Raw genomic sequence first — 23,600 nt, 5'->3', positions numbered from 1 at the left:
AATTCCACGAGGGGAGGAGAGGCCATGGCGCATAAACCCGGCGAACGTCGTTTGCAAATCCTGCAAACCCTGGCCGAAATGCTGGAAAACCCTCGCGGTGAGAAGATCACCACCGCGGCCCTGGCCGCCCGGCTGGACTGTTCCGAAGCGGCCCTCTACCGCCACTTTGCCAGCAAAGCGCAGATGTTCGAGGGCCTGATCGAATTCATCGAACAGAGCCTGCTTGGCGTCGTCAATCAGATCACCCGCGACGAAAGCGAGGGACTCAAGCAGATCGAACAGACTCTGGCTCTCCTGCTGCGCTTTGCCCAGAAAAACCGCGGCATGACCCGGGTGCTCATCGGCGACGCCCTGGTGGGCGAGCACGAACGCCTCCAGGGTCGCATCAATGCTTTGCTGGACAAACTGGAAGCCGCCCTGAAGCAATCCCTGCGCATCGCCGCCACCCAGGAAAACCTCAAACCCGACGCCGACTTCGGCGCCCTCGCCAACCTATTGCGCTGCTACGCCGTAGGCCGCTGGGAGCAGTACGCCCGCAGCGGCTTCAACCGCGAACCTCTGGCACAATGGCCGCAGCAGTGGCCCATGCTTTACTTCGCCTGCCTTTCCCAGTCCGGCCTGCCGGGGGCATAGGCTCAACGCCCTTGCAGCGCCTGCGCGGCGTCCAGGGCAAAGTAGGTCAGGATACCGTCGGCACCGGCCCGCTTGAAGGCAAGCAGGCTTTCCAGCATGCACGCTTCTTCGTCCAGCCAGCCGTTCTGGGCGGCGGCCTTCAGCATGGCGTATTCGCCGCTCACTTGATAAGCGTAGGTCGGCACTCCGAACTGGTCCTTCACCCGGCGCACGATGTCCAGGTAGGGCATGCCGGGCTTGACCATGACCATGTCAGCGCCCTCCTGCAGATCGAGGGCCACTTCCCGCAGGGCCTCGTCGCTATTGGCCGGGTCCATCTGGTAGGTGGACTTGTTGCCTTTGCCCAGATTGGCCGCAGAGCCGACCGCATCGCGGAAGGGGCCGTAGAAGCTCGACGCGTACTTGGCGGAGTAAGCCAGGATGCGGGTATGGATCTGGCCGGCCGCGTTCAAGTCGTCGCGGATGCGGCCGATGCGGCCGTCCATCATGTCCGACGGCGCCACCACGTCGGCACCGGCTTCCGCATGGCAGAGAGCCTGCCTGGCCAGAACCTCCAGGGTTTCGTCATTGAGCACGTAGCCGCTCGCGTCGATGAGGCCATCCTGACCGTGACTGGTGTAGGGGTCGAGGGCCACGTCGGTGATGACGCCCAGATCAGGAAAGGCACGCTTGAGGGCCTTGACCACCCGGGGCACCAGGCCGGCGGGATTGTAAGCCTCCTCTGCGTCCAGGGACTTCAGGGACGGATCGATGACCGGAAAAAGAGCGATGGCCGGGATGCCCAGGGAAACCGCCCGCTCCGCGGTCCGCAGCAAGCCATCCAGGGACTGGCGCTCGACGCCGGGCATGGACGCCACTTTTTCGACGCGTCCGTCGCCCTCCAGGACGAAGACCGGATATATGAAATCGTTGGCGGTCAATACCGACTCCCGCATCAGGCGGCGGGAGAAATCATCGCGGCGCATGCGACGCATGCGGATGGCAGGAAATCGTCCGGAAAGGCTCATGGCAATCCTAAAAAAGTTGATGCGAAAAATTCTCGCCTCAGCAGGAACTTTTGCCCATGACCCGCATCATACGGGCCAGATGGCACGCGCTGTCTCCCGCTTTACCTCCCTGAGCGGGTGCCTTACTGAGTTAAGGCATTTTGGCCCCCGGACTCCCCTTTTCCGGGGGCCTTTTTATTTCCGGCGCCGGAAGTCCCAGCCAGCCGGCGAGAACCGCTTCCGCCTCCTCGATTCCGGTCTTTTTGAGACTGGAAAAGAGCTGTACCGAATAGAGCCCCACCCGGCGCGCCAATTCGGCCTGCACGGCCCTGAGGGTCTTGGTCTGCTCCTGGCGCGAGAGCTTGTCCGCCTTGGAAAGCAGGATGTGGATCGGTCTTCCGGTAGGGGCGTACCAGTCCATCAGACGCTCGTCCAGCGGCGTCAAGGGGCGGCGCACGTCCATGATGACCACCACCCCGGCCAGCACCGCCCGCCCCTGGAGATAGGGGCCGATGAGCCCTTCCCATTGCGCACGGATTTCCTCCGGCGCCTTGGCAAAACCGTAGCCGGGGAGATCGACCAGATACTTGCGTTCACCCAGAGTGAAGTAGTTGAGATGCTGGGTACGGCCCGGCGTCTTGCTGACGAACGCCAGCCGCGTACGCCCGGCGAGGGTATTGATGGCCGAGGACTTGCCGGCGTTGGATCGCCCGGCGAAAGCGACTTCGCAGAGGGAATCCGTAGGGAGGTCGCGCAATTGCGCGACGGTCGTATGAAAGACCGCTTGGCGGAAGAGAGACATAAAAAGTGTGAGAAGCCGCCAGGGGCGGGCGAGATGGTATAGAATAGCAGGTTTGTAACTTCCCATCCCGGCCCCTGGCCCAGAGACGCGCACAAGGAGCTAACAATGATTCGCAAGACGGTCCTGGCAATCCTTCTCGCCACCCCCTTCATCGCCTTCGCCAAGGAGGAAGCCAAACCCAAGGCCGACCTCGCCCGTGGCAAGGCCCTGGCCGAAACCATTTGCGTGGCCTGCCACGGCGCCGATGGCAACAGCCCCGCTTCCACCAACCCCCATCTGGCGGGCCAGGTTGAGCAGTACATCTACAAGCAGCTGAGCAATTTCAAGGCCGGGGACAACAAGCCCGCCCTGCGCAACAACGCCATCATGGGGGGCATGGCAGCACCGCTCACCGACGACGACATGCGCGCATTGGCCGCCTGGTTCTCGCAACAGAAGCTCAAACCCGCCGCCGCCAAGGATGACAAGCAGATCGCCCTCGGCCAGAAACTCTGGCGCCAGGGAGATTTCGCCAAGGGCGTTCCGGCGTGCGCAGGTTGCCACGGCCCCGCCGGTGCCGGCCTGCCGGCCCAGTACCCGCGGCTTTCCGGCCAATATGCGGATTACACGGAAGCCCAACTGAAGGCCTTCCGCCAGGGCGAGCGGGCCAACGACCCGGAAAAGATGATGCGCACGATCGCCGCCAAGCTGTCCGACGCCGAAATCAAGGCCGTTTCGGACTACGCCGCCGGCCTGCGCTGATCGGCCCTCCCCTCGATAAAAAAGGCAGCCCCGCGGCTGCCTTTTTTGTTTCCCGCGCTTCACACCGCCCGGCGGCGGGGATAGACTCCCCCGTCTACCCGGTCATACCCCCACAAGAGGCCCCGCGATGAAAACCCTCAAGCAGTTGCTCGCCGAGAAGAAGGATCACCCCCTCGTCGTCGTTTCCCCCAAGGACACCGTCTTTCACGCCCTCAACGTCATGGCCCGGCACGAAGTCGGCGCTGTGATGGTCCTGGACGGCGAACAACTGGTCGGCATCTTTTCCGAGCGGGACTATGCCCGCAAGGTCATCCTGCAGGGCAAGAGTTCCAAGGAAACCCTGGTGCAGGAGATCATGAGCGACAAGGTCGCCTACGTCACGCCCTCCCACAGCATCGACCAATGCATGGCCCTGATGACCGAGAAGCGCTTCCGCCATTTGCCCGTTCTCGATGGTGAAACCGTGGTGGGCATCGTGTCCATCGGCGATCTGGTCAAGGAAACCATCAGTGCCCAGCGCTTCATCATCCAGGAACTGGAGCGCTACATCGCGGGCTGACGGGGATGGTCGTGCGCCTGCGCTCGCCTGAAGAGGCCCTTCGCCGGGCAGTCACGCGCTTCCCCCTGGCATGGGGCCAAGGCAACTGATGGACGAACAGGGCAATCCCCATTTCCGCCTGCTCGAGAGCATCGCCGGCGACCTCTCGGGCGAAGTCAATTTCCCCACCTGTCTGGACGCGGCGGTCCTCGTCCGCAATACCCTGCGGGATCCGGAGGTCAGCCTGGATCGCGTCGCCACCGTCATCGGCAGCGAAGCGCTCATCGCCAGCAAACTCCTGCGTCTGGCCAATTCCGTCCACTACAACCCGGGCGGGCGGGCCATCACCGATCTGCGCAATGCCGTCAGCCGCCTGGGATTCGAGACCGTGCGCACGGTCTCCCTCGCCGTCGCCATGGACCAGATGGTCAAGGCGCGGCACCTCGGCGCCTTCACCTCCATCGCCCGGGAAACCTGGGACCATTCCCTGCGCGTCGCCGCCATCGCCCGCGTTCTGGCACGCCGCATCGGCCGCATCAACCAGGACGAGGCCATGGTGGCCGGAATGGTCCGCGCCATCGGCGTCTTCTACCTCCTCTTCCGCGCCGCCGAGCGGGCGGAATACCGCGAAGACCGTGCCCTCACGCTCGAACTGCTGCGCGGCTGGCAGGGCAGCATAGGCGAAGGGCTGCTGCAGGTGCTCGGCTTGCCGGAGCGAATCGTGGGCGCCTTGCAGCAACGGGAACCCAATCTCGTCAATCCCTGCAGCCTGGGTGACGTCATTTTCTTCGCCTCCCTCCTGGCCACCCCCGCGCCGGAGTGGCTCGCCACCCCCCAGCCCCCGGGGGCCGAGGACAGTTCTGCCGCCGCACAGCGCTACGCCGACCTCCTGGCCGAGGCCGAGGAAGACATGGCGGAGTTGCGCGCAGCCCTGGCCGCCTGACGCGCCGGGATCGCGGCCCCGGGTGACCGGGAGGCCCGGCAACGCCTTGCCCTTCCCCCTCCCCCGTCTTGCCGGTGCGGAAGGCGGCGGCATTTTTCCGGCGCTTCGCGGTCCAAGCGGGGGATCGCCGCGCTGTAAGGAAACCCCTGCCCCAAGCGACCAATGTGCAAGATCGTCATCCAGGACTGCCATGCTCATCCGCCGCCCCCCCGAACTGCCTGCCTCCCACATCACCGACCCCGCGGTCTATTCCCGCCGGCGGGAGTTTCTCGCCACACTGGGCGCCGCTGCCCTGGCCCTCGCGACACCCCCAACCGCCCGCGCGGCAACGGCACGGGGGCCGCGCCTGGAGGGCGTCAGGCCGGGGGTCGTGACCCTGGACGAGAAACTCACCTCCTACGAAACCCTCACCACCTACGGCAATTTCTACGAGTTCGGCCCCGACAAGGAGAGCCCCGGCCTCAATGCCCATCGCCTGCGCACCCGACCCTGGACGGTGACCGTGGACGGAGCGGTCAAGGCGCCCCGGACCTTCGGCATCGATGATCTGCTCAAGTGGGCGCCTCTGGAGGAACGGGTCTATCGCCTGCGCTGCGTCGAAGGCTGGAGCGCCGTCGTTCCCTGGGTGGGCTTCCCCCTGGCCGAAATCGCCAAGCGAGTGGAACTCACCGGCAATGCCAAGTTCGTCGAATTCTGGAGCCTCGCTGACGCCGAGCAGATGCCCTACGTGCGCGTGCCCCTCCTGGACTGGCCCTACCTCGAAGCCCTGCGCATCGACGAGGCCCTGCACCCACTGACCCTGCTCGCCTTCGGGCTTTACGGCGAAGTGATGCCCAAGCCCAACGGCGCGCCGGTGCGCCTGGTCGTCCCCTGGAAATACGGCTTCAAGAGCGCAAAGTCCATCGTCCGCATCCGCTTCGTCGAAAAGCAGCCGGACACCTCCTGGATGAAGGCCGGCCCCAGCGAGTACGGCTTCTACTCCAACGTCAATCCGGACGTACCGCACCGGCGCTGGAGCCAGGGCCACGAACGCCGCCTGGGCGAATTCCTGCGCCGCAAGACCCTGCCCTTCAACGGCTACGGCGACCAGGTGGCCCGTCTCTATAGCGGCATGGACCTCAGCCGGTACTTCTGACCATGAACCCCGCTTCCGTGCCCATCGGCAAACTCAAAGCCCTGCTCTTCATAGCCTCTCTCGGCCCTCTGGGGCGCCTGGCCTACGCGGCCGTTACCGGCGATTTCGGCCCCAACCCGGTGGAGTTCCTGCAGCGCTACACCGGCACCTGGACCTTCAATTTCCTCCTGCTCACCCTCTGCATCAGCCCCCTGCGCGCCCTCACCGGGCTGCACTGGCTTCTGCGTCTGCGGCGCATGCTGGGGCTGTTCAGCTTCTTCTACGCCAGCCTGCACTTCCTCTCCTTCATCGGATTCGACCACGCCTTCGACCCGGGCGAGATCGCCCGCGACGTCATCAAGCGCCCCTTCGTCACGGTGGGTTTTGCCGCTTTCGTCCTGCTCATCCCCCTGGCGGCGACTTCCAACGCCCTGGCCATCCGCCGCCTGGGCGGTCGACGCTGGCAGGATCTGCATCGTGCGGTCTATCTCATCGCCCTGCTGGCCGTCGTGCATTACTTCTGGCTGGTCAAGGCCACGGCCCTCATCTACCCGATTGTGTACGGCCTGCTGGTCGTCCTGCTGCTGGGCTGGCGCATCCTTGACCGCCTGCGGCGCAATGGCCCCTACCCTGCCACGGCGGGGATCAGCGTGCGGCGAAGCGGATGATCGATCGCCCGTCGGCGGTCTTCTTGGGGGCGGCTTTCCAGGCGTGGCCGTACACCACCTCGAAAGTGGCGGGCAGCTTGCCCTCGCGGCGCCGGGTTTCGTAGGCGGCGTTCAGCGCCGCCCAGCTTGCGCGTCCCATGAGGCCGCGGCGACGGTCGCCCATGGCGCAGGTGGAACCGGCCGCCCGCAAATCCCTGCCCAGGGCGGCCAGGGAATCGTAGGTCAGGGTGATGACTTCCATATCCATCACCGGGTCGGCGAAGCCACAGGAAACCAGCATATCCCCCAGGTCGTGCATATCGATGGTGCGCTGGACATGGCCATGGCCGTCGGCGAAGCACTCACGCAATTCGCGCAGGGTGTCCGGCCCCAGGGTGGAAAACATCAGCAGCCCCCCCGTCTCCAGCACGCGATGGCCCTCGGCCAGGGCGGGCAGCGGATCGTCCAGCCAGTGCAGGAGCAGGTTCGACCACACGAGGCCGAAGCGATCCGCGGCGAAGGGCAGGCGGGCGGCGTCCGCCGCCACGAAGGTCGGGGACGCCGCCCCGGCGGCCGGCCACCAGCGCCGCCACAGTGGGCTTGCGGCCTGCCGCGGCAACATGGCCTCGACCCCGTCCACCCCCACCCCGCGCGCCTCCGGGTAGCGCCCCCTCAGGGCCGCCAGGCTGGCACCGCGGCTGCAGCCCAGATCCAGGATGCGTTGCGGCGCGAGGCGCACGTAATCGAGGCGCTCCAGCATGCGGCGGTCGATTTCCCGGGCGAAGAAATCCCCCTCGCCGTAACGGTCGGCGACCTGGGCAAAGGAACGCCGCACCCGGGCGGTGTCGACGAAACCGGCCCCGGACATCAGCGCCTGTGGATTTCTTGGGGGAACCCGAGCGGGATACTCGGGGGCCCCCGATCAGGGCGACCCGCACGGCCACAGCTGGGGCCAAGGCAAGCATGGGCCATGCCGGGCGGGCGCCGATGGGCCTGAGGTGCGGTGAGGCAGGGCACGATCACTGCCCTTCACACCGGCGTCAGACCCAGGCGCTCGAACAGGGCCTCGTCCCGCGCCACGTCCGGATTGCCGGTGGTGAGCAGACGATCGCCGTAGAACATCGAGTTGGCTCCCGCCAGGAAGCACAGGGCCTGCAATTCGTCGCTCATCTCCTGACGGCCGGCGGACAGACGTACCCAGGAGGTCGGCATGAGGATGCGCGCCGCGGCGATGGTGCGCACGAACTCGAAGGGATCGAGGCGCGGCTGCTCGGCCATGGGGGTTCCGGCGATGGGCACCAGATTGTTGATGGGCACCGACTCCGGCGGACGGGGCAGGTTGGCGAGCTGCACCAGCATGGCGGCGCGATTGCGCCGCGATTCCCCCATGCCGACGATGCCGCCGGAGCACACCTTGAGCCCCGCGTCGCGCACCTGCTCCAGGGTGTCGAGACGGTCGCCATGACCGTGGGTGGTGATGACCTGGCCGTAAAAATCGGCGTCGGTATCGACGTTGTGGTTGTAGTAGTCGAGGCCCGCATCGCGCAGGCGTTCGGCCTGACCGGGCCTGAGCATGCCCAGGGTGACGCAGGTTTGCAGGCCCAGGGCTTTCACTTCGCGCACCATGTCCAGCACCCGCTCGAGATCGCCGTCCTTGGGTCCGCGCCAGGCCGCCCCCATGCAGAAGCGCGAGGCTCCCTTGTCCTTGGCCGCCTGGGCGGCGGCCACCACTTCCTCCACCGGCAGCAGGCGCTCGCGCTCGGTGCCCGTGGCGTAGCGGGCCGATTGGGAGCAATAGCCGCAATCCTCGGAACAGCCGCCGGTCTTGACCGAAAGCAGGGTGGAACGCTGGACGGCGTTAGGGTCGAAATGGCGGCGATGAACCTCCTGGGCGCGCCACAGGATATCCATGAGCGGCAGGGCGTAGAGCGCGAGGACGGCATCCACGGTCCACAGGACGCGATCCTGTCCGGAGGCGGCTTGTTCGGCGGACGGGGAAGCGATTGCATGCATAATTGATAGCCTGATAGAGAGTCGCAAAGCGCCCGGCGGACTCGCCGGCCAATGCTGTAATTTTGAATTAAGTCCAGGTACGACCGGTGCCCATTCTACCCCATGCCCTGTCCACCCCCGTGGCCCGCGCGCTCGCCGCGACGCGGGAGGCGCTCCTGCCCGCTTCCTGTCTCCTGTGCGGCGGCGACGGCGCCCGGCCGGTGCTCTGCCCGGGCTGCCAGGGCGATCTGCCCCTGCTTCCCTCCGCCCACTGCCCGCGCTGCGCCGAACCCACCCCCTACGGCGAGCACTGCGGCCGCTGCCTCCACGCGCCCCTCCACTTCGACCGCGCCTTCGCCCTCTTCCTCTATGATTTTCCCCTCGACCGCCTCATCCACGCCCTCAAATACGGCCACCGCCTGGGCGTCGCCGCCTGGTTCGGCGCCGGGCTGGCGGAGGCCATTGCCCCCGCCGCCGGCTTCCTGGTCGTTCCCATGCCCCTGCATCCCCAGCGCCTCAAGGAGCGCGGCTTCAACCAGGCCGGCGAGATCGCCCGTCCCCTGGCGCGCCGCCTGGGGCTGAGCTGCGCGAGCGAAGCGCTCCTGCGCACCCGCGACACGGCAGCCCAGGCCAGCCTGCCCCTGGCCAAGCGCACCGGCAATGTGCGGGGGGCCTTCGAGTGCCGGCAGGACTTTTCCGGCCGCTCGATCCTGCTGGTGGACGACGTCATGACCACCGGCGCCACCCTGGACGAAGCCGCCCGCAGCCTCAAACTGCACGGCGCCACGACCGTATGGGCCGCCGTCGTCGCCCGGGCAGCCAAGCCGTGACGGCCACGCCCACCCTGCGCCTGCACCGCGGCCTCTGCCTCGGCGCCCTGGCCCTGCTGCCGGCCCTGCCCGCCCTCCTGCCGCACCACTACCAGCCCATCCCGACCTTCCATCAGGAGTGGAGCGCCGCGGCCCTCAGCCTGGTAGCCCTCACCTGGCTGCTGCGACCGGGCCCCGACGGGCGGGTCGATTTTCCCGAAATTGCCTGGCTTCCCCTCGGCCTTCTGGGCATCGCCATCGCCCAGGGGCTGCTCCCCGGCGCCGCCCTGCCGGAGCGGCTGCTCATGTTCGCCCTCTACCTGGTCTGGGCGGGCTTGATGATGCTCCTGGGCCGGCGTCTGACAGCCGACCTGGGTCTGGAGCGCCTCGCCGACCTGCTCGCCGCCGCGCTGCTGGCCGGCGCCCTCTTCCAGGCCCTGTGCGGTTTTGCCCAGGCCACCGGCGTCGCCCGTCTGCCCTGGGTTTTCGTCGGCCCCGCCGGCGGCCTGCGGGGCAACGTCGGACAGCCCAACAATCTGGCCGACCTCCTCTGGCTGGGCGTCGCCTCCGGCCTCTATCTGCGCAGCCGGGGCCTCCTCGGCTGGCCCGTCGCCAGCGCCGCCCTGCTCTGCCTGATCCCCATCGCCCTGCTCTCCGGCTCCCGGGCCATCTGGCTCTACGCCACCGCACTGCTCGTCCTGTCCGCGGTCTGGGGCGGGCCGGCGCGGCGTTCCCTGCTGGTGGGCAGCGCCCTGGCCCTGGCCCTGACCGTGGCGGGTGAAGCCCTGCTGGTCACGGGCCTCCTCGCCCCGCCCAACCCCGCCTCCAGTGCCGGTGCCCGCCTGGCCGCCAGCGGCGGCGGCGACCCCGTGCGCGGGGTGCTGTGGTCCACGGCCTGGCGCATCTTCCTGGAAAACCCCCTCCTGGGCGCAGGGTTCGGCCAGACGACGCGGCAGTTCCTCGACCACGTCCTCCAGCTTCCGCCCCGCAGCCTGCCCGGCCTGCCGGAGCACGTCCACAACCTGCCCCTCCAGGTGCTGACCGAACTCGGCATCGTCGCCGGCGCCCTGCTCGTCGTCCTCGGCCTGCGCTGGGCGCGGGACCGCTGGCGGCAGGAGCGGGATTGCGCAGGGTGGTGGATCGCTGCCACGGCCACCATCGTCGCCCTCCACTCCCTGCTCGAATACCCCCTCTGGTACGGATTCTTCCTCGCCCCGGCGGCCCTGGTGGCGGGGGCCGCCTCGGGTCGCGCACAGCCCCTGCAACTCGGGCCGCGCATCCCTCTGTTGATCGGCGCCGTCGTCGTTCTGGGCAGCATGCTGCTGGCCGTGCTGAGGAGCGACTACGCCCTGCTGGAAGATACGGTCAATGGCCGCCTGCCGGGGAATGGACCCCAGGCCCGACAGGAAGCCGCAGCGGCCGCCCTCAGCCGCCTGGCGGGTCAGGCCCTGCTGCGCCCCTACGTCGACCTGACCACCGCCAGTTTGATGGACGACAGCGCCGCAGCCCTGGAGATCAAGCGGGCGACCTGTAGCCGTGCCCTGGCTTTTTCCGCCAGCCGCGAGATCGTGTTCAAGTGCGCCTATCTGGAGGCTTTGGGGGGCGACCTGGAAGGAGCGACCCTCGCCCTGCGCCGCGCGGCCGCGGCCTACCCGGACCAGGCCAAACGCGTGCAGGCGGACTGGGCCTTCCGGGCCGGGGACGACCCGCTACGGGCCATGCTCCTGGCTCGTCTGGCGCCGGGGCAGCCTGCTACTTCAGACGGGACTCGGCCAGGGCCATCAGATCGGCGTTGAGGCTGCCGCTGGCCAGGGCACGGCGGTAGGCGTCCCGCGCCTCGGCGCCTCGGCCCGTGGCTTCCAGGGCCTGCCCCAGGCCGAACCACCAGCGGCCCTCGGCCGCCGCCAGGCGGGTGGCAGTGTCGTAGCGCTCGACGGCCGCCCCTGCCTGGCCCAGACGCAGCAAGAGATGGCCATGGAACCCAGCGTAATCGGCCTGGGCCCGGGCGTGGGCGGCGGAACGGGCCAGGGTTTTCTCTGCTGCCGCCAGATCGCCACGCTCCACCTGGAGGCGCGCCAGGGACATGGCCCAGCCGGTCTGGGCCGGGGTGATGTCCAGCCCCTGCTGCAAGAGCGCGGCCGCCTCGTCGAAGCGCTGCGCCTCAAGAAAGAGACGCAGCAGGGCCTGACGCGAAGGCCCGTGGGCGGGATCGTGATGCAGCGCGGCGACCAGGCTGTCCGCCGCCGCGGGAGTCTGGCCGGCGGACAGGAGCGCCTGGGCACGGCGGTACTCGGCCTCGGCCCTCTCCCGGGGGCTGGCGAGGACGGCGGTCTTTTCGATATGCACGGCGCCCGAAGACGGCGCGGCGGCGGCCTTGGGCGGGACCGGCGCGACGGGGGCGGTCCCCGCTCCTGGAGCGGGGCCGTCAGTCTGTACGGCGGCCGCAGGCAGGACAGGCGCCTTGGCCTGGACCGGAGCCTGGGCCTGAACGGGGGGCTGAACGGAGGTCGGACCCACAGCCGGTGACGGCACCGGAGTCGCGGCCGCTACCGCCCCTGGCGCCGCGCCCGCGGCTGGGGCTGGGGCAGGGGGGACCGGCGCCTGCGGGCTGCCCTGAGTCCCGGGAGTTGCCCCTTGCGGTGCAGCAACGGGGGGATTGGTCAGAGCGGGTGCCAGGCGCAGGCCGTCATCGGCGGGCGGCGGCGCCGCGGCAAGCACGGGGACGGAGTCCGCCTCGGCCACCGGGGGGGTGGCGCGCAAGTCCGGCAGACCCGGCGGGGTCGTGGCCAGAGGGGTAGGGGCGGCAGGCGCCACGGAGGGGGTGACGGCGGGGGCCACAGAGTCGGAAAGGGCTGCGAGGGGCGCGATCCGCTCCCGGGTGCTCCAGCCCAGGCCCGCGAGGACGAGGAGCAAGACTGCCAGCAGGGCCCAGGGCCTGCGGGAAGGGCTTTGCGTCGGCAGCGCCCGCACTTCCCTTTGCAGGGAGACGGCACCGATTTCGGCGGCGCGGCGCGCCTCCAGGTCGCGCAGCATGTCGTTTACCAGGCTCATGTCAGGTCAGACCGTAGGCGTTGGAGGGTGGGCGCTGCGGGGGGCGCAGGGTGCGACGGGCATGGGTCCACGCCCTTGCGGCAGGCAGGGGCACATGCCTCCGCAGGGATTCGGCATCGACCTGGGCTTCAGGCACGGGGACTCACCACCAGCCCGGATCCCGGGCCCCTTCCGTATCGCGGGCGGCGTGACGGACATGGCGGGTGCGCACCGTCTGGCGCCCTTCTCCGAAGACCGCCAGCAGGGCCTTGTTGGCCAGTATGTTGACCAGCCGCGGCGTGCCCTGGCTGGCCCGGTACAGCGCCCGGCTGGCGCCCTGGGCAAAGAGGCCTTCGCCCCGGTAGCCGGCCACGCGCAAACGGTGGGCGAGGTAGTTGCCCACCTCTTCGCGGGCCAGTCCCTTGAGGCGGTAGTGAAAGGCGATGCGCTGGCGCAACTGGCGCACGGCGGGTTGCGCCAGGCGCTCGTCCAGTTCCGGCTGCCCGAAGAGGACGATCTGCACCAGCTTCCTCTTTTCCGTTTCCAGATTGGAAATCAGGCGCAGGGCTTCCAGGCTTTCCAGGGGCATGGCCTGGGCCTCGTCGATGCATACCACCACCCGGCGCTCTGCGGCGGCGTGCTCCAGCAGGCGACGGTTGAGGCCTTGCAGCAGGTGGTAGTCGTCGGCGGCGGGATCGAGGCCGAGGCCGAGTTCTTCTCCCAGGGCCAGCATGAGGGTGCGGGGCGCCACATAGGGGTTGGGCAGGTAGGCCGAGACGCTGCCCTGCGGCAGGCTCTTGAGCAGCCGGCGACAGAGATGGGACTTGCCGGTGCCGACCTCGCCAGTGATCTTGATGAAGCCCTCCCCGCCGGCCAGCGCGACCAACAGGGTATTGAGCGCTTCCTGGTGGCTGGTGTTGAGGAAGGTGTAGGCGGTATCCGGCGTGATGCCGAAGGGCAGCTCGCTCAGGCCGAAGTGGTCCAGATACACGCCGCGCCCCGGCCCCTTACTTGACCGCCCACTCCGCCTTGCGCGGATCGAGGCCCTGCATGCGTTCCTGGGTATCGACCAGATCCTGGCGCCAGGAACTCTCGTTCTGGATCACGGTGGACTTGATCAGGATGACCAGTTCCCGCTTGCGGTTCGACGCGCCCTTCTGGCCGAAGAGCAGGCCCAGGCCGGGCACCCGGCTCACCCCCGGCAGGCCGTCGCGGCTATTGCTCTGTTCCTGGCTCATGAGGCCGCCGATGGCCACGATGTGGCCGTCCTGCACGCGCACGATGGAGTCGGTCTCGTTGATGGTGCTGGAGGCGAGTGGCAGGGTGAAGGACCCCAGGGTGCCGAGATTGACCTGCTTGGAGCGCTCCTCGACCACGGTCACCGCGGGGTGGATGTGCAGGATGATGTTGCCCTCGTCGTCGATCTGGGGCGTCACATCCAGCGCGATGCCGGAGAAGAAGGGTTGCAGGGTGATGGTCGGCGTGGTCACGGTACCCGTGCCGCTGGTGGTGGTCGAGGTGGAGATGTTGGTGACGAAATAGTCGTCCGAACCCACCTTGAGGACCGCCTTCTGATTGTTGAGGGTGGCGATGCGGGGGTTGGACAGCACCTGAAGGTCACCCTGGGTTTCCAGGAAGGAGACCAGGGCGGCGAAGTCCCTGGACTGGAAGGCCAGGCCGAAGAAGCCCTGTCCCAGGGCCGTGGCGGCGATGGCCCCGGCGGTCCCCGGGGTGATGGTGAGGCCGGTCCCCGCCGTGCCGGAAGTCGCCGCGGTGCCGGCCAGGGCCGCACTGTTGCCGCTCAGGGTCGTTCCAGGGGCGAGGACGCCGGCGGAGAAGCGCCGGTCATTGCCGCCGAACTTGGCCCAATTGACGCCGGTCTGGAAGGAGTCGTTGAGGGCAACCTCGATGATCTTGGCTTCCAGCATCACCTGGCGTTCGACCATCAACTGGGTGGCCTTGAGGTAGCTTTCCACCGCCCGCAATTCCTGGGGCAGGGCCTTCACCAGCACGACGCCGGACATGGGGCTGACGATGACGTTGCGCCCCTCGCCGCCGCCCACGATGGTGGTCAGGGCGGTGCGCAGGTCGTGCCAGAAGTCGTTGTCGGAGGAGGTGCGCACCCGGCTGGCATCGGTGTTGGAGACCGCGAGGCCACCGGCCGTGGGCGTGCCCCCCGCCGCCGTGGCAGCCGCCGCGGCCTGGGGGGTGGTGTTCGAGGTGTTGCTGCCGGAACTGCCCCCGCTGGAGCCGCTGGGATTGACCACGCTGGGCGAACTGGAGGTCACCCGCATGTCGGTCATGCCCTGACGGCGGCTGGCCAGGTAATTGAGCTGGTAGATGCGCGACTGGAGGGAATTGGTCTGGATGGTGATGCGATTGCCGGCGATCTTGTACTCGTAACCGTACAGTTCCCGGATGGCGTCCAGGGCCTCGCGCACCGTGACGTCCTTGAGGTTGAGCGTGAGCGCGCCGGACAACTCGGGCGGGAAGAGCATGCTGTAGCGCGTTCCCGCCACCAGGGCCATGAAGACCTGCCCGGCGGGGGCGTTGTTCACGGCCAGGTTGAAGCGGGGTTCGGGCTTGGCCGGGATCACCTCGGCCACCTGTACCGGCGGCATCATGGCGCGGCCCACCGCGTCGTCGGCGGGGGAGCGGCGCTTGCTTTCGGCCGCTTCCTTCATTTCGTTGCCGATGCGGTCAAAGGCTTCGCCGGGGCGGGACTGCAACAGATTGCAGGCCGACAGCATCGCTCCCAGGAGCAGAACGAGCACAATCCTCATGGCTTTTCCTTCTTGGCTCCGGCCTTGCGGGAGGCCGGGGGGTTCGTTTTGATCACATCGGGCGTCAGCGCCAGGCGCTCCACCCCCAGGGGGCCCTGGAGCACGGCTTCACCCTCGCTCACGCGGACCAGGGTGGCGTCGCCAAGCTTGCCGCCCAGGAGCACCACCTGACCACTGATGACCGCCCGGGGCTTGCCTCCCCGCGGCAGGATCACCGACTGGAGGCGCAGGCCCGGGTCTTCCACGCCGACGGGCGGCGGCCCGGCAAACTCCGGCGGCGGCCGGGTGGGGTCGGCCAGTTCCGCCCCCCAGGCAGCACCGCTGCCCGCCAGGACGGCGAATCCCAGAACTGCGGCACTCAGATGGCGAGCCATGTCTTGTCCGCTCCCAGGGTGTAGACGGTCACGGTGAGCCGCGCACGGGGATAGGCGACGACCGTCAGGGTCAGCGGCCCCCAGAGGAGTTTCTTCTCCGCCTTTTCCAGTTGTTCCAGATAGGCCAGCAGTTCCAGGTAGCTGCCTTCCAGGCGCAGTTCCACACCATGGCGGTAGATGTCGAACTGCCGCTCGGCGGCGGGCTTGCCCTCCTCCCTTGGCACGGCGCCCAGGATGCTTTGGGGCGGCAGGGTCTTGAGGGCCACCAGACGCAGGCCGCCATGGCGGGCCAGCAGATGCTCCAGCAGGCCGTTCATCTCCTCGGGCCGCACCAGGGTGTCCTGCAGGGCTCGCAGGCGCGCGTCGGATTCCGCCAACTGGCGTTGCAGTCCGGCCAGCTCCGCCTTGGTGGGCGCGTCGGGATCGGCCTGGGCCTGGGCTTCCAGGGCGGCCACCTGGCTGCGGGTGTCGTTCAGGGTCGCCTGCTGGCCTTGCAGGGTGTTGCGCAGGGTGCGCGCCCGGTTGAGGGCCGGGTCCGCGAAGAGCGTATAGCCCAGGAAGACGGGCCCCAGGACCGCCAGGGCCGCCACCAGCACCCGCTCGCGAGGCTTGAGCGCGGCGTAGCGCTTTGCCGCGCCCTGGAGAAAGGCAAAGCCGGGTTTCATCGCTCCCCTCCCGGCGGCGGCAATTTGCCGTGCAGGACGAATTCGGTAAAGCGCCGCCCGCCGGGTGCACCCTGCGGCACGGCGCTGGCGCTGGGCGCCGGGGCGGGCGTGGCGGCAGGCGCGACGGGGGCCGGTGTGGCGGGCTGGAGGCTGCCCTCGCTCATGTCCAGGGCGGCGAAACGGCGGCCCTTGAAGATGGGCTCGCCGTTGAGGCGCTGGATGTAATGGGGCAGGAGAGCGGCGTCGCTCAGGCGGCCGCGGATTTCGACCTCGCTTCCGGCCAGGACGAAGCCGGTGAGCCAGACGCCTTCCGCCGTCTGGCGGGCGAAGCCCCGCAGCACGCCGGAACTGCCCTCGCGGGAACCGGAACGGCCCGACTCGACCGCATCCAGAGCCGTATTGCGCTGGCGCAGGCCCTCGGCCAGACGCGCCACTTCCTCCTTGAGGGCCGGATTGGGCCGGCGGGCGGCCAGGGCCTGGCCCAGGGCCTGCACCCGCTGGCGCAAGGTGGCGAGTTCCGCTTCACCCTGGCGATGGCGGGCGTTGAGGGAATCGACTTCCCGCTGGCTCCAGACGGCGAGCCCGACGATCAACAGGAGCCCCGCAAGGCTCGCCCCGGCGACGATGGGGAAGGACAGCCAGTCCCGCCGCCGCCGCAGCTCGGGCAGGATGAGGTTGATCTGCTGACTCAAGCCTCCCCCTCCCGCAGGGCGGCGCCCAGGGCGAGCAGGCACTGGGCCTGGCGTTCCTTCTGGCGCAATTCGGGCACGGCGGGAAAATCGGCCACCGCGGCCAGGTCCATTTCCTGCACCGGGATGTAGAGGTTGTGGCCCAGGGCATCGGTGAGCCCGGAGCAGGCACCTTCGCAGGCGACCAGCATGCGCACCACGGAAATGAAGTTGTACTGACGGTCGAAATTGTCCAGGGTGCGTTGCAGTTCGAGCACCAGGCGTTCGAGCAGTGCCTGGCGGCGGTCCACATCGGCGTCCGCCAGGGCGGCGGCGGAAACCTCCATGTGGCGGGCGAGATAGAGTTCTCCGCGGTAGGTGATGGTGAGCAGGCCACGCTCGGCGCCCAGGTGAAGGAAGGCCAGACCGCGGTTGGCTTCCTCGAACAGGGCGGCGACGTTACGCTGGGCCAGCTCGGGAATGTCGATGGCGGCAAGGGCGAGACCGGCGGCGTCGAAGTCGCCCATGCACCGGCCCACGGCCGGCGCGCCGGCGGCGACGGCAAAGAGGTTCGGCGTACGATGCCCCCCCTCGCCGGCGGGGATGTCGAGGGCCGCCACCGCAGCCCCCTCGACCGGAAAATCCACCATGTCCTTCAAGCGCCAGCGCAGGGCCTGGATGCGCTCCTCGGGCTCCACCGCCGGAGCCTCCACCTGGAGCAGGCGGTAGTCGGCTTCGTCGAGCAGGGTGGTGCAGGCGAACTGGCCCAGCTTGCGCGGCCCCTTGAGCCGCCGCAGGGCCTCGCTGAAGCCGCCTTCGACGCGGAAGGTGTCGAGGGCTTCGATACGGGGCCGGGCGTCCCGCTGGCGGACGACATGGGCCAGGTCGATGCAGCCCTTGCGCCGCACCACCCCCAGCCAACCTTCCACCCGTTTTCCCCGAAAGACGTTCACCCCGCCACCAACTAAAGTATTTTGGAAAGGATAGCTTGCAACATATTATATTTCAACGATTTTTAGTATTTCTCGCGCGAATAGATGAGGGCAGCGCGAGGACCGCACCTGCCAAAGCAGACCCGGGACGTGGGCGCCGCGAGCAGAAGCCAGGTATTGGCCCCGCGCAAAACCGAGCCGGCGATGTCCACATAGCCGAAATTGCCGGCCCCCGGGGCGCTCAGGCGCAGTCCCAGGTTGCCGGATACGGCCGGAGAAGCCAGGGTGGCCGTCGTCTCCCCCGCCGCCAGTTGATTGAGGGGCGTCTGGGTGGCGAAGAGCAGGCCCCCATTGGCCGCCGTGGGCGTCACCACGGTGGTGCAGGTGTCCGCGCCGTGGCGCTGCCAGCCGGCGGCGGTCCACACCTGAAGTTCGGAGCGCACCGGCAGGGGCAGGAATTCGTTGCCGTAGGCGTTGCCGATGACCAGCCGACCGGAGTTCACCTGGGCGGCGCCCTCCACGGTCACCGCGGGAAGGCTGCGCAGGGAGGTGACGCCATCGCCATCCACGGCCCTGACCCGCACCGCGGTGGCAACCGTGGCGGAATTGGAGAAGCCGTAGGCCGGGGTTGCCACGCTTGCCACCCCGTTGGTGAAGGCGCCGGCCGCCACGGCGCTGCCGATGAGCGCACCGGGACCGGGATTGGCGGCGCTGCCGGCCGCGTCCCAGGCCGACAGGGTGGTGGCCTTGGCGAAGGCTGCGGCCCCGTGGTAGTTCAAGGTCGTGGCGCCGGCGGCGTTGCGGGCGGTGATCCCCACGGTGAAGGGCTGGCTGGCGTAGGTGAAGCCGCCGGCAGCGCAGGCCTGGGTGACGACGGTATCGAAGTGATCCGGGACGAAGCGGCCGAAGTGGCCGGTGGCGGCGGTATTGCCGAACTTGCAGCCGACCTTGCCGCTGCTGTCGGCCGTATTCAGGAAGTCATTGGGCGCCGTATTGATGCAGACCGTATCGGAACCGTCCTGATAGGCGGCGGTGAAGCCACTGTCGACCACGCCCTTGGCCTTGATGCGGAAGTACCCCACTTCGTCGTAGAGGAAGGCGGAACCGCTGGCACCGTTGCCGCTGGCCGCCGAGGCGGCGGTGATGAAGCTGCCGCTCAGACTGCCCGTGGCGCTGGGGGCCGAGAGCCATTCGAGCAGGGAGGAATCGATGCCGGGCGTTCCGTCGTAACCCGGCGTGGCACTGTCCGCGGTCAGGGTGAAGGGGGTGCTGCCAGCGCGCAGGATCGGCGTGGCAGCGGCATTCGTTCCGCCGCTGTCGGCGTTGGCGTCCGAGGAACTCACACTGGTGAAGGCGGCCGGCCGGATGGCGAAGCGATCGCTGGAGCACAGGATGCCCCCGGCCCCCTGGTTGAAGCGCACCCAGACGTTGCGCCTGGCCAGGACATTTTCGCCGGCCGGGACCGTATAGGTGGTGGCAGAGGCGGGGCGTCCGGCGGTGAAGAAGACCTTCTGGGGCATCACTGCGGGCAGGGCGGTCCCTCCCGTGGGACAGCGGGTGGTGCCATCGACGGCGGTGCCGGCGCTGCTGACCAGATCCACGTCCACCGGAGTGGTCGCGCCACTGTTGAACGCCGTATCGACCACCCTGGGCGTGTCCTTCAGGGCGACGAGATCGAAGCTCAGAGCCTGGCCGACGACCTTGGTATACAGGCGATTGCCCGAGGTGCCGCAGCGGGCCGGGCTGCCCACCAGATTGCTGCAGGCTTCGAGATCGGAGGCGAAGCAGGACAGCGACGGGGCAGTGAAGCTGCAGGTTTCGCTGCTGCCGTTCCAGCAGCGCACGCCGTTCAGGGGGGCGGTGCTCAGGCCGCTGGCGCCCAGGGTGACCGTTGCGCCGGCCGTGGATTCCTGGGCAGTCAGCGTGGCGGTGGGCGTACCCGCCGCGATGGAAAAGGCGCCGGAAGACGGCGTCAGGGTGACGCTGCCGCTGCTGCTCGCGGTGAGGGTGCCGCTCAGGTTGGCGTTGAGTTCGCTTCCCGCCGGGCAGGGAACGGTGGCGGAGGTGCAGCCCAGCACGGTCACGGTGAAGGGGCACAGGGCGCTGCCCGGGTCGTAGCGCAGTTCCAGGTGATCGTAGGGCGGCACCGCCGGCGAGCCGATGACGAAATCGTAGGAAAAGACGTAGGTGCCGGTGGCGGTGAAGTCGTATTCGGTGCCCACCCCGGTGTCCTGGTAGGTGGAGGTGACCGAACTGGTCCATTGACTGGGGTTGTAGACGGCGCAGTTGGCGTAGGGACTGGTGATGTCCCAGAAGTCGCTCCAGCGCGCCGTGCAGTAGCGGGTGAAATTCTGCCCGCTGCGCTCCCGGAAGGATTCGATGATGCTCACCCCGGACGGGATGCTGCTGCTCGACGGGCACGAGCTGCCCGAGGAAGGAGGATAGGTGCCCACCACGCGGCGGCCGTTGCTATCCACGAAGGTCACGCCGCAGCCGTTGTCGCTGCCCCCCAGATAGGTGTCGATGGCGTGGTAGTAGCGCACCGGGTTGGCGGCGCTCACCGGGTAGCCGGCCGGAATGTCGAGGGTGACCGTCAGGGTGACGAAATCGTAGGGGCGCAGGTACTTGTACTCTACGGTCAGCAAGGGGCCACTGGTCACCCCATAGACGCCCACGGCGGTCTGGGTGGTGCCGTTGGCGATGGGGTTGGCCGGGGAAGCCGCCGAGATGGAGCTGATCGGATAGGCCGTCGCCGTGTTGAAGGTGGACACCGTGTGGCGGGGACCGTAGATGGTCCCGTTGGCGCGCAGGAAGATGCCGTTGTCGAGGCTGTTGCTGGGGGGCACCGCCGAGGGCAGATAGACCTGACCCGTGTTGTTGAGCCGGCGCACCTGCATCTTGGTCGTATCCTCGATGTAGATGTGCAGGCCGTTGGTGGCCGACGTGCCACCGGAGGAATTGAGTTCCGTCACCGCGGCCCGGGCCGGCGGCGCCGCCCAGGCCAGCACGGTGAACGTCAGGGCGACGGCACGCGCGGTCCTGCGACGGCAGATTTCAACACGCATAGGGTGCCGTGCTGCTCGCCCCATCGCGGCACTTCTCGGTAGTGACCTCGACCCGGCGCTCGACGCTGATCCCACCGGGGCCGGGGCTGGTGGCCGTGGCGGTGATGCGGTAGATGCGGATGGCCTTGCTGCCTTCCGTAAAGGGGCCGTAGGCGGTGCAATCGACCGTCACGCTCGCGCCGAGGCCGCTGAGCACGGTGCCGTTGGCGAAGCACGCGGGCAGCGCGGCGCTAGGCGCCGTTGCCGTCGCGTTGCTGGGGTCGAGCACCTGGTAGAGCCCCCATTCGACGCCGCCGCGCGCCGCCTGATAGCTGCGGGCGCCGATCAGATCCTCCGCCGCGGTGGCGTGGCTGGCCGAAATGACCCTGGCCATGAGGGCGGCGAGGAGCCCGAAGAGCAGGAGCAGAAAGATGGCGGTCAGGATGGACACGCCGCGCTGGGCCCGCGGGGGGGAGGAAGGGCCGTGGATCATGGCGTGTTGAGGATTTCCACCTGGTTGAGCACCTGCACCGTCTCGTCGTTGGCCGAAAGCGTGAGGCGCACGGTGACGATACCGTTGCGCTGGCTGGCGCCGGGTTCGTAGGCGAAGGAGCAGGCCGCCACCTGGGCCACCAGAAGCGTGCTGGAGCCGGCGGCCATGGTGGCGGCGGCCACCGGCTGGCTGGGCAGGAAGCCGTAGCCGCCGTAGCGGCGGATGACGCCGGCGCCGGGGTCGCATTCGAAACTCACCGGATTGCCCACCACCTGAAAGCGGTTGGCCGGCGAAGCGTAGGGGAAGGCGAAGGCGGTGGCGGACTCCACCTGGCTCAGGGCGCCACCCGTGGTGCTCGGCGTGCGGCGGTTGTTGGGGGCGCCGGCGTAGGCGTCGGAACCGGGCAGGCCCAGGTTGTAGACGACCACCTGGTCGCCGCTGGCGATGGCCACCGTCGGTCCCAGGACGTCGAACTTGCTGGCGCTGGCGGTGCTGCCGAAATCGAGGGGGAAGACGCTGCCGCTCCCGTCACTCTCGGCGCGGTAGCGGCCGGCGTCCCTGATGGGAATGTATTCGAGATAGTTGCCGCTGGCCCGCACGCTGTTGGGCAGGGCCGTCTGGAGTTCCCGGCTGATGCGGCGCACGGCGGTGTCGGCCGCGTCGGTGAGGGCGGCACGGCTGGCAAGGTCGAAATAGGACTGGATCTGCCAGCGCCCGAACATGCCCACCAGGGCGAGCAGCACCCCGGCCACCACGATGGAGACGATCATCTCCACCAGGGTGAAGCCGCCGGCAGCGCGGGAATCAGTACAGGGGCGCATAGCGGAAGCGGTAGCCGCTCAGGGTCAGGGCTTCGGCACCGCCGCCGCTGACCGTCACGTCGATCTTCAAGGCCGCCCCCGCCGGCAGGGGACTGCCCCCGGCGCTGTAGGCGGCGCCGATGCGGCTGACCGCGACGCTCACGTCCAGGCCGCTCACGGCATTGCCGCCGTTGAGGTCGGTGACGTTGCTCTGGGTGTAACCGGCGTAGTCGGCCACGTTGTCGAACATGGCGCCGGGAGCGGTGGCGCTGCGCGTCTCGCCGGAGGGAATGGGGACCAGGACACCGCCGCCGTTGTCCTGGTCGGTGCTGGCGCAGGTGGGCGAGGTGCCGGACAGGGTCGCGGTGGAGGCGTTGGCGTCGTCCGGATCGCAGTAGGTGAAGGGCTGGTGCAGGATTTCGGCCAGCACCGCTTCGGCCACTGCCAGTTGCTGCTTCCTGACCTGGGGGTCGGCGGAAAAGCGCAGCGCCGGCCCCAGGGTGGACAGCACGCCGATCACCCCCACGCTGACGATGACGATGAACACGATCTGCTCGATGAGGGTGACGCCGGCCATGGGCCGGCGGGGCTCAATGCACATAGCCCGTTTCCGCCTCCACGGCGACCGGCAGGCTTTCCAGGCCGGCCACGGTGAGGCTCGCCGCCGCCCCCGGCCGCCCGGCGGAATCGAAGACCAGGGCCGCCGGAACGGGGGAAAAGCTCACCCCGGAAGGCGCGCTGACGGAAAGATCGCCCCCCCCGGCCGGATCCCCCAGGGCGGTGCCGGTGGAGCAATCCGCGGCCCCCTGGGCGCTGGAAATGCGGAAATCCACCTGGGAAGCGGAAAAGCTGGCGCACACCGTGCGCCGGGCGGCGATGGCGGACTTCTGCGCCAGGCGCAGGGCGGCGACGGTCTCGTCACGGAACTGGCGCGCTTCGAAGCCGGTATCGCCAAAGAAGCGCGGCAGGGCCACCGCCGCCAGGATGCCGGCGATGACGATTGTCACCACCAGTTCAGTCAGGGTGAAACCGCGCTGCATGGCCAGGGCAGACGGGGCTGCGACGATTCCAAAGGGCCTGTGGGCGCTAGCGGGGGCACAGGCCGACCGGGCGGCACCCCCGCTCAGGCGCACGAAACCCCGGATCAGCAACCGCTTGTCGTGGTCGTATAGCCCGGCGTACCTCCCGCACCGGCAGCCGTATAGGCCACTTGGCAACTGGCGATGGTGGTCGCGCCGTTGTGCTGGATCGCCGATCCGGTATTGTTGAAATCGCCCGAGGGGGACAGGTCCATGACCCTGGCCAGTTCGGTGGTGTCGGTGGCGTAGCCGTTGGTGATGCCCACGCTGATCGTGCTGGTGGCGGAAATGGTCTGGGTTCCGGAGAGCTTGTTCTGGGAGGCCGCCTTGCCGTACAGCATGGTATTGGCGCCACGCATGGACGCTTCGACGCCCTTCATGACGCCGGTGCGGGCATCGGAACTCAGGTCGACGAACTTGGGCAGGGCCGTCGCCGCCAGGATGCCGAGGATGACGATGACGACGATGAGTTCGATGAGGGTGAAACCGCGTGCTTTGTTCATGGTGTGGTCCTTTCCGAAAAAACG

At 68.5% G+C, this 23,600-nt stretch carries 25 protein-coding genes; 8 read left to right on the top strand and 17 right to left on the bottom strand.

The window, feature by feature from the left end:
* Positions 1-24 precede the first annotated feature (24 nt).
* Entirely contained in the window at positions 25-633 is a 609-nt protein-coding gene (slmA, locus tag IPM73_02015; GenBank protein MBK8916867.1) for a nucleoid occlusion factor SlmA, read from the top strand.
* A gap of 2 nt (positions 634-635) precedes the next feature.
* On the opposite strand, the gene hemB is transcribed toward slmA, so the two are convergent.
* Positions 636-1,640 carry a porphobilinogen synthase gene (gene hemB / locus IPM73_02010; protein ID MBK8916866.1) on the bottom strand — a complete coding sequence of 335 codons (1,005 nt, stop codon included), beginning with the start codon at positions 1,638-1,640 and terminating at the stop codon, positions 636-638.
* Between the two features lie 130 nt (positions 1,641-1,770).
* Complete coding sequence (locus tag IPM73_02005) at positions 1,771-2,421, bottom strand: YihA family ribosome biogenesis GTP-binding protein (protein ID MBK8916865.1); 651 nt, start codon at positions 2,419-2,421, stop codon at positions 1,771-1,773.
* A 105-nt stretch (positions 2,422-2,526) separates the two neighbouring features.
* On the opposite strand from IPM73_02005, the gene IPM73_02000 reads away from it, so the two are divergent.
* The 5 genes from IPM73_02000 to IPM73_01980 all read left to right on the top strand — a co-directional run bounded on the left by IPM73_02000 (position 2,527) and on the right by IPM73_01980 (position 6,425).
* Positions 2,527-3,162: a cytochrome c4 gene (locus IPM73_02000; protein ID MBK8916864.1), complete on the top strand. Its 636-nt coding sequence runs from the start codon at positions 2,527-2,529 to the stop codon at positions 3,160-3,162.
* Between the two features lie 127 nt (positions 3,163-3,289).
* Positions 3,290-3,721, top strand: a complete 432-nt coding sequence (locus IPM73_01995) for a CBS domain-containing protein (GenBank protein ID MBK8916863.1) — start codon at positions 3,290-3,292, stop codon at positions 3,719-3,721.
* An 88-nt stretch (positions 3,722-3,809) separates the two neighbouring features.
* Positions 3,810-4,643 carry an HDOD domain-containing protein gene (locus IPM73_01990; protein MBK8916862.1) on the top strand — a complete coding sequence of 278 codons (834 nt, stop codon included), beginning with the start codon at positions 3,810-3,812 and terminating at the stop codon, positions 4,641-4,643.
* 190 nt (positions 4,644-4,833) lie between these two features.
* The gene (gene msrP, locus IPM73_01985; GenBank protein MBK8916861.1) at positions 4,834-5,778 is read left to right on the top strand and encodes a protein-methionine-sulfoxide reductase catalytic subunit MsrP; all 945 of its coding nucleotides are present in this window, start codon (positions 4,834-4,836) and stop codon (positions 5,776-5,778) included.
* Between the two features lie 2 nt (positions 5,779-5,780).
* Positions 5,781-6,425 carry a sulfoxide reductase heme-binding subunit YedZ gene (locus tag IPM73_01980; protein ID MBK8916860.1) on the top strand — a complete coding sequence of 215 codons (645 nt, stop codon included), beginning with the start codon at positions 5,781-5,783 and terminating at the stop codon, positions 6,423-6,425.
* On the opposite strand, the gene IPM73_01975 is transcribed toward IPM73_01980, so the two are convergent.
* Positions 6,403-7,272 carry a methyltransferase domain-containing protein gene (locus IPM73_01975; GenBank protein ID MBK8916859.1) on the bottom strand — a complete coding sequence of 290 codons (870 nt, stop codon included), beginning with the start codon at positions 7,270-7,272 and terminating at the stop codon, positions 6,403-6,405. The two genes, IPM73_01980 and IPM73_01975, sit on opposite strands and share 23 nt — an antisense overlap.
* A 161-nt stretch (positions 7,273-7,433) precedes the next feature.
* Positions 7,434-8,417 (bottom strand): biotin synthase BioB, encoded by a 984-nt coding sequence (bioB, locus tag IPM73_01970; GenBank protein ID MBK8916858.1) that lies wholly within the window; start codon positions 8,415-8,417, stop codon positions 7,434-7,436.
* A 119-nt stretch (positions 8,418-8,536) separates the two neighbouring features.
* Here bioB and IPM73_01965 point away from each other — a divergent pair, with 119 nt between their 5' ends.
* Positions 8,537-9,226 carry a ComF family protein gene (locus IPM73_01965; GenBank protein ID MBK8916857.1) on the top strand — a complete coding sequence of 230 codons (690 nt, stop codon included), beginning with the start codon at positions 8,537-8,539 and terminating at the stop codon, positions 9,224-9,226.
* Positions 9,223-11,001, top strand: coding sequence for an O-antigen ligase C-terminal domain-containing protein (locus IPM73_01960; protein ID MBK8916856.1), 1,779 nt, complete (start codon positions 9,223-9,225; stop codon positions 10,999-11,001). The genes IPM73_01965 and IPM73_01960 overlap by 4 nt, the downstream gene beginning before the upstream one ends.
* On the opposite strand, the gene IPM73_01955 is transcribed toward IPM73_01960, so the two are convergent.
* The 13 genes from IPM73_01955 to IPM73_01895 all read right to left on the bottom strand — a co-directional run bounded on the left by IPM73_01955 (position 10,958) and on the right by IPM73_01895 (position 23,576).
* Positions 10,958-12,256, bottom strand: coding sequence for a tetratricopeptide repeat protein (locus IPM73_01955; GenBank protein MBK8916855.1), 1,299 nt, complete (start codon positions 12,254-12,256; stop codon positions 10,958-10,960). The genes IPM73_01960 and IPM73_01955 overlap by 44 nt on opposite strands.
* Positions 12,257-12,398: 142 nt before the next feature.
* Entirely contained in the window at positions 12,399-13,226 is an 828-nt protein-coding gene (locus IPM73_01950) for an AAA family ATPase (GenBank protein ID MBK8916854.1), read from the bottom strand.
* Between the two features lie 16 nt (positions 13,227-13,242).
* Positions 13,243-15,018 carry a pilus (MSHA type) biogenesis protein MshL gene (gene mshL / locus IPM73_01945; GenBank protein ID MBK8916853.1) on the bottom strand — a complete coding sequence of 592 codons (1,776 nt, stop codon included), beginning with the start codon at positions 15,016-15,018 and terminating at the stop codon, positions 13,243-13,245.
* The gene (locus IPM73_01940) at positions 15,015-15,392 is read right to left on the bottom strand and encodes an MSHA biogenesis protein MshK (protein ID MBK8916852.1); all 378 of its coding nucleotides are present in this window, start codon (positions 15,390-15,392) and stop codon (positions 15,015-15,017) included. The genes mshL and IPM73_01940 overlap by 4 nt, the downstream gene beginning before the upstream one ends.
* Complete coding sequence (locus IPM73_01935; protein ID MBK8916851.1) at positions 15,377-16,057, bottom strand: type II secretion system protein M; 681 nt, start codon at positions 16,055-16,057, stop codon at positions 15,377-15,379. Before IPM73_01935 ends, IPM73_01940 begins: the two co-directional genes overlap by 16 nt.
* On the bottom strand, positions 16,054-16,749 hold the full coding sequence (locus IPM73_01930) for a PilN domain-containing protein (GenBank protein MBK8916850.1): 696 nt from the start codon (positions 16,747-16,749) through the stop codon (positions 16,054-16,056). Before IPM73_01930 ends, IPM73_01935 begins: the two co-directional genes overlap by 4 nt.
* A complete protein-coding gene (locus tag IPM73_01925) occupies positions 16,746-17,654 on the bottom strand; it encodes an agglutinin biogenesis protein MshI (protein ID MBK8916849.1) in 909 nt (302 codons plus the stop codon). Before IPM73_01925 ends, IPM73_01930 begins: the two co-directional genes overlap by 4 nt.
* Before the next feature lie 86 nt (positions 17,655-17,740).
* On the bottom strand, positions 17,741-20,722 hold the full coding sequence (locus IPM73_01920) for a hypothetical protein (protein MBK8916848.1): 2,982 nt from the start codon (positions 20,720-20,722) through the stop codon (positions 17,741-17,743).
* A complete protein-coding gene (locus IPM73_01915) occupies positions 20,712-21,194 on the bottom strand; it encodes an agglutinin biogenesis protein MshP (protein ID MBK8916847.1) in 483 nt (160 codons plus the stop codon). The genes IPM73_01920 and IPM73_01915 overlap by 11 nt, the downstream gene beginning before the upstream one ends.
* Entirely contained in the window at positions 21,191-22,015 is an 825-nt protein-coding gene (locus tag IPM73_01910) for a prepilin-type N-terminal cleavage/methylation domain-containing protein (GenBank protein ID MBK8916846.1), read from the bottom strand. Before IPM73_01910 ends, IPM73_01915 begins: the two co-directional genes overlap by 4 nt.
* On the bottom strand, positions 21,999-22,595 hold the full coding sequence (locus IPM73_01905; GenBank protein ID MBK8916845.1) for a type II secretion system protein: 597 nt from the start codon (positions 22,593-22,595) through the stop codon (positions 21,999-22,001). The genes IPM73_01910 and IPM73_01905 overlap by 17 nt, the downstream gene beginning before the upstream one ends.
* Entirely contained in the window at positions 22,585-23,034 is a 450-nt protein-coding gene (locus IPM73_01900; protein ID MBK8916844.1) for a type II secretion system protein, read from the bottom strand. Before IPM73_01900 ends, IPM73_01905 begins: the two co-directional genes overlap by 11 nt.
* Before the next feature lie 104 nt (positions 23,035-23,138).
* Positions 23,139-23,576: a type II secretion system protein gene (locus IPM73_01895; GenBank protein ID MBK8916843.1), complete on the bottom strand. Its 438-nt coding sequence runs from the start codon at positions 23,574-23,576 to the stop codon at positions 23,139-23,141.
* Positions 23,577-23,600: the final 24 nt, after the last annotated feature.

Source organism: Betaproteobacteria bacterium (assembly GCA_016720065.1).
Lineage (GTDB): Bacteria > Pseudomonadota > Gammaproteobacteria > Burkholderiales > Rhodocyclaceae > SSSZ01.
The sequence above is the reverse complement of the archived record's forward strand: the minus strand, read 5'-3'. Positions and strand labels throughout refer to the sequence as shown.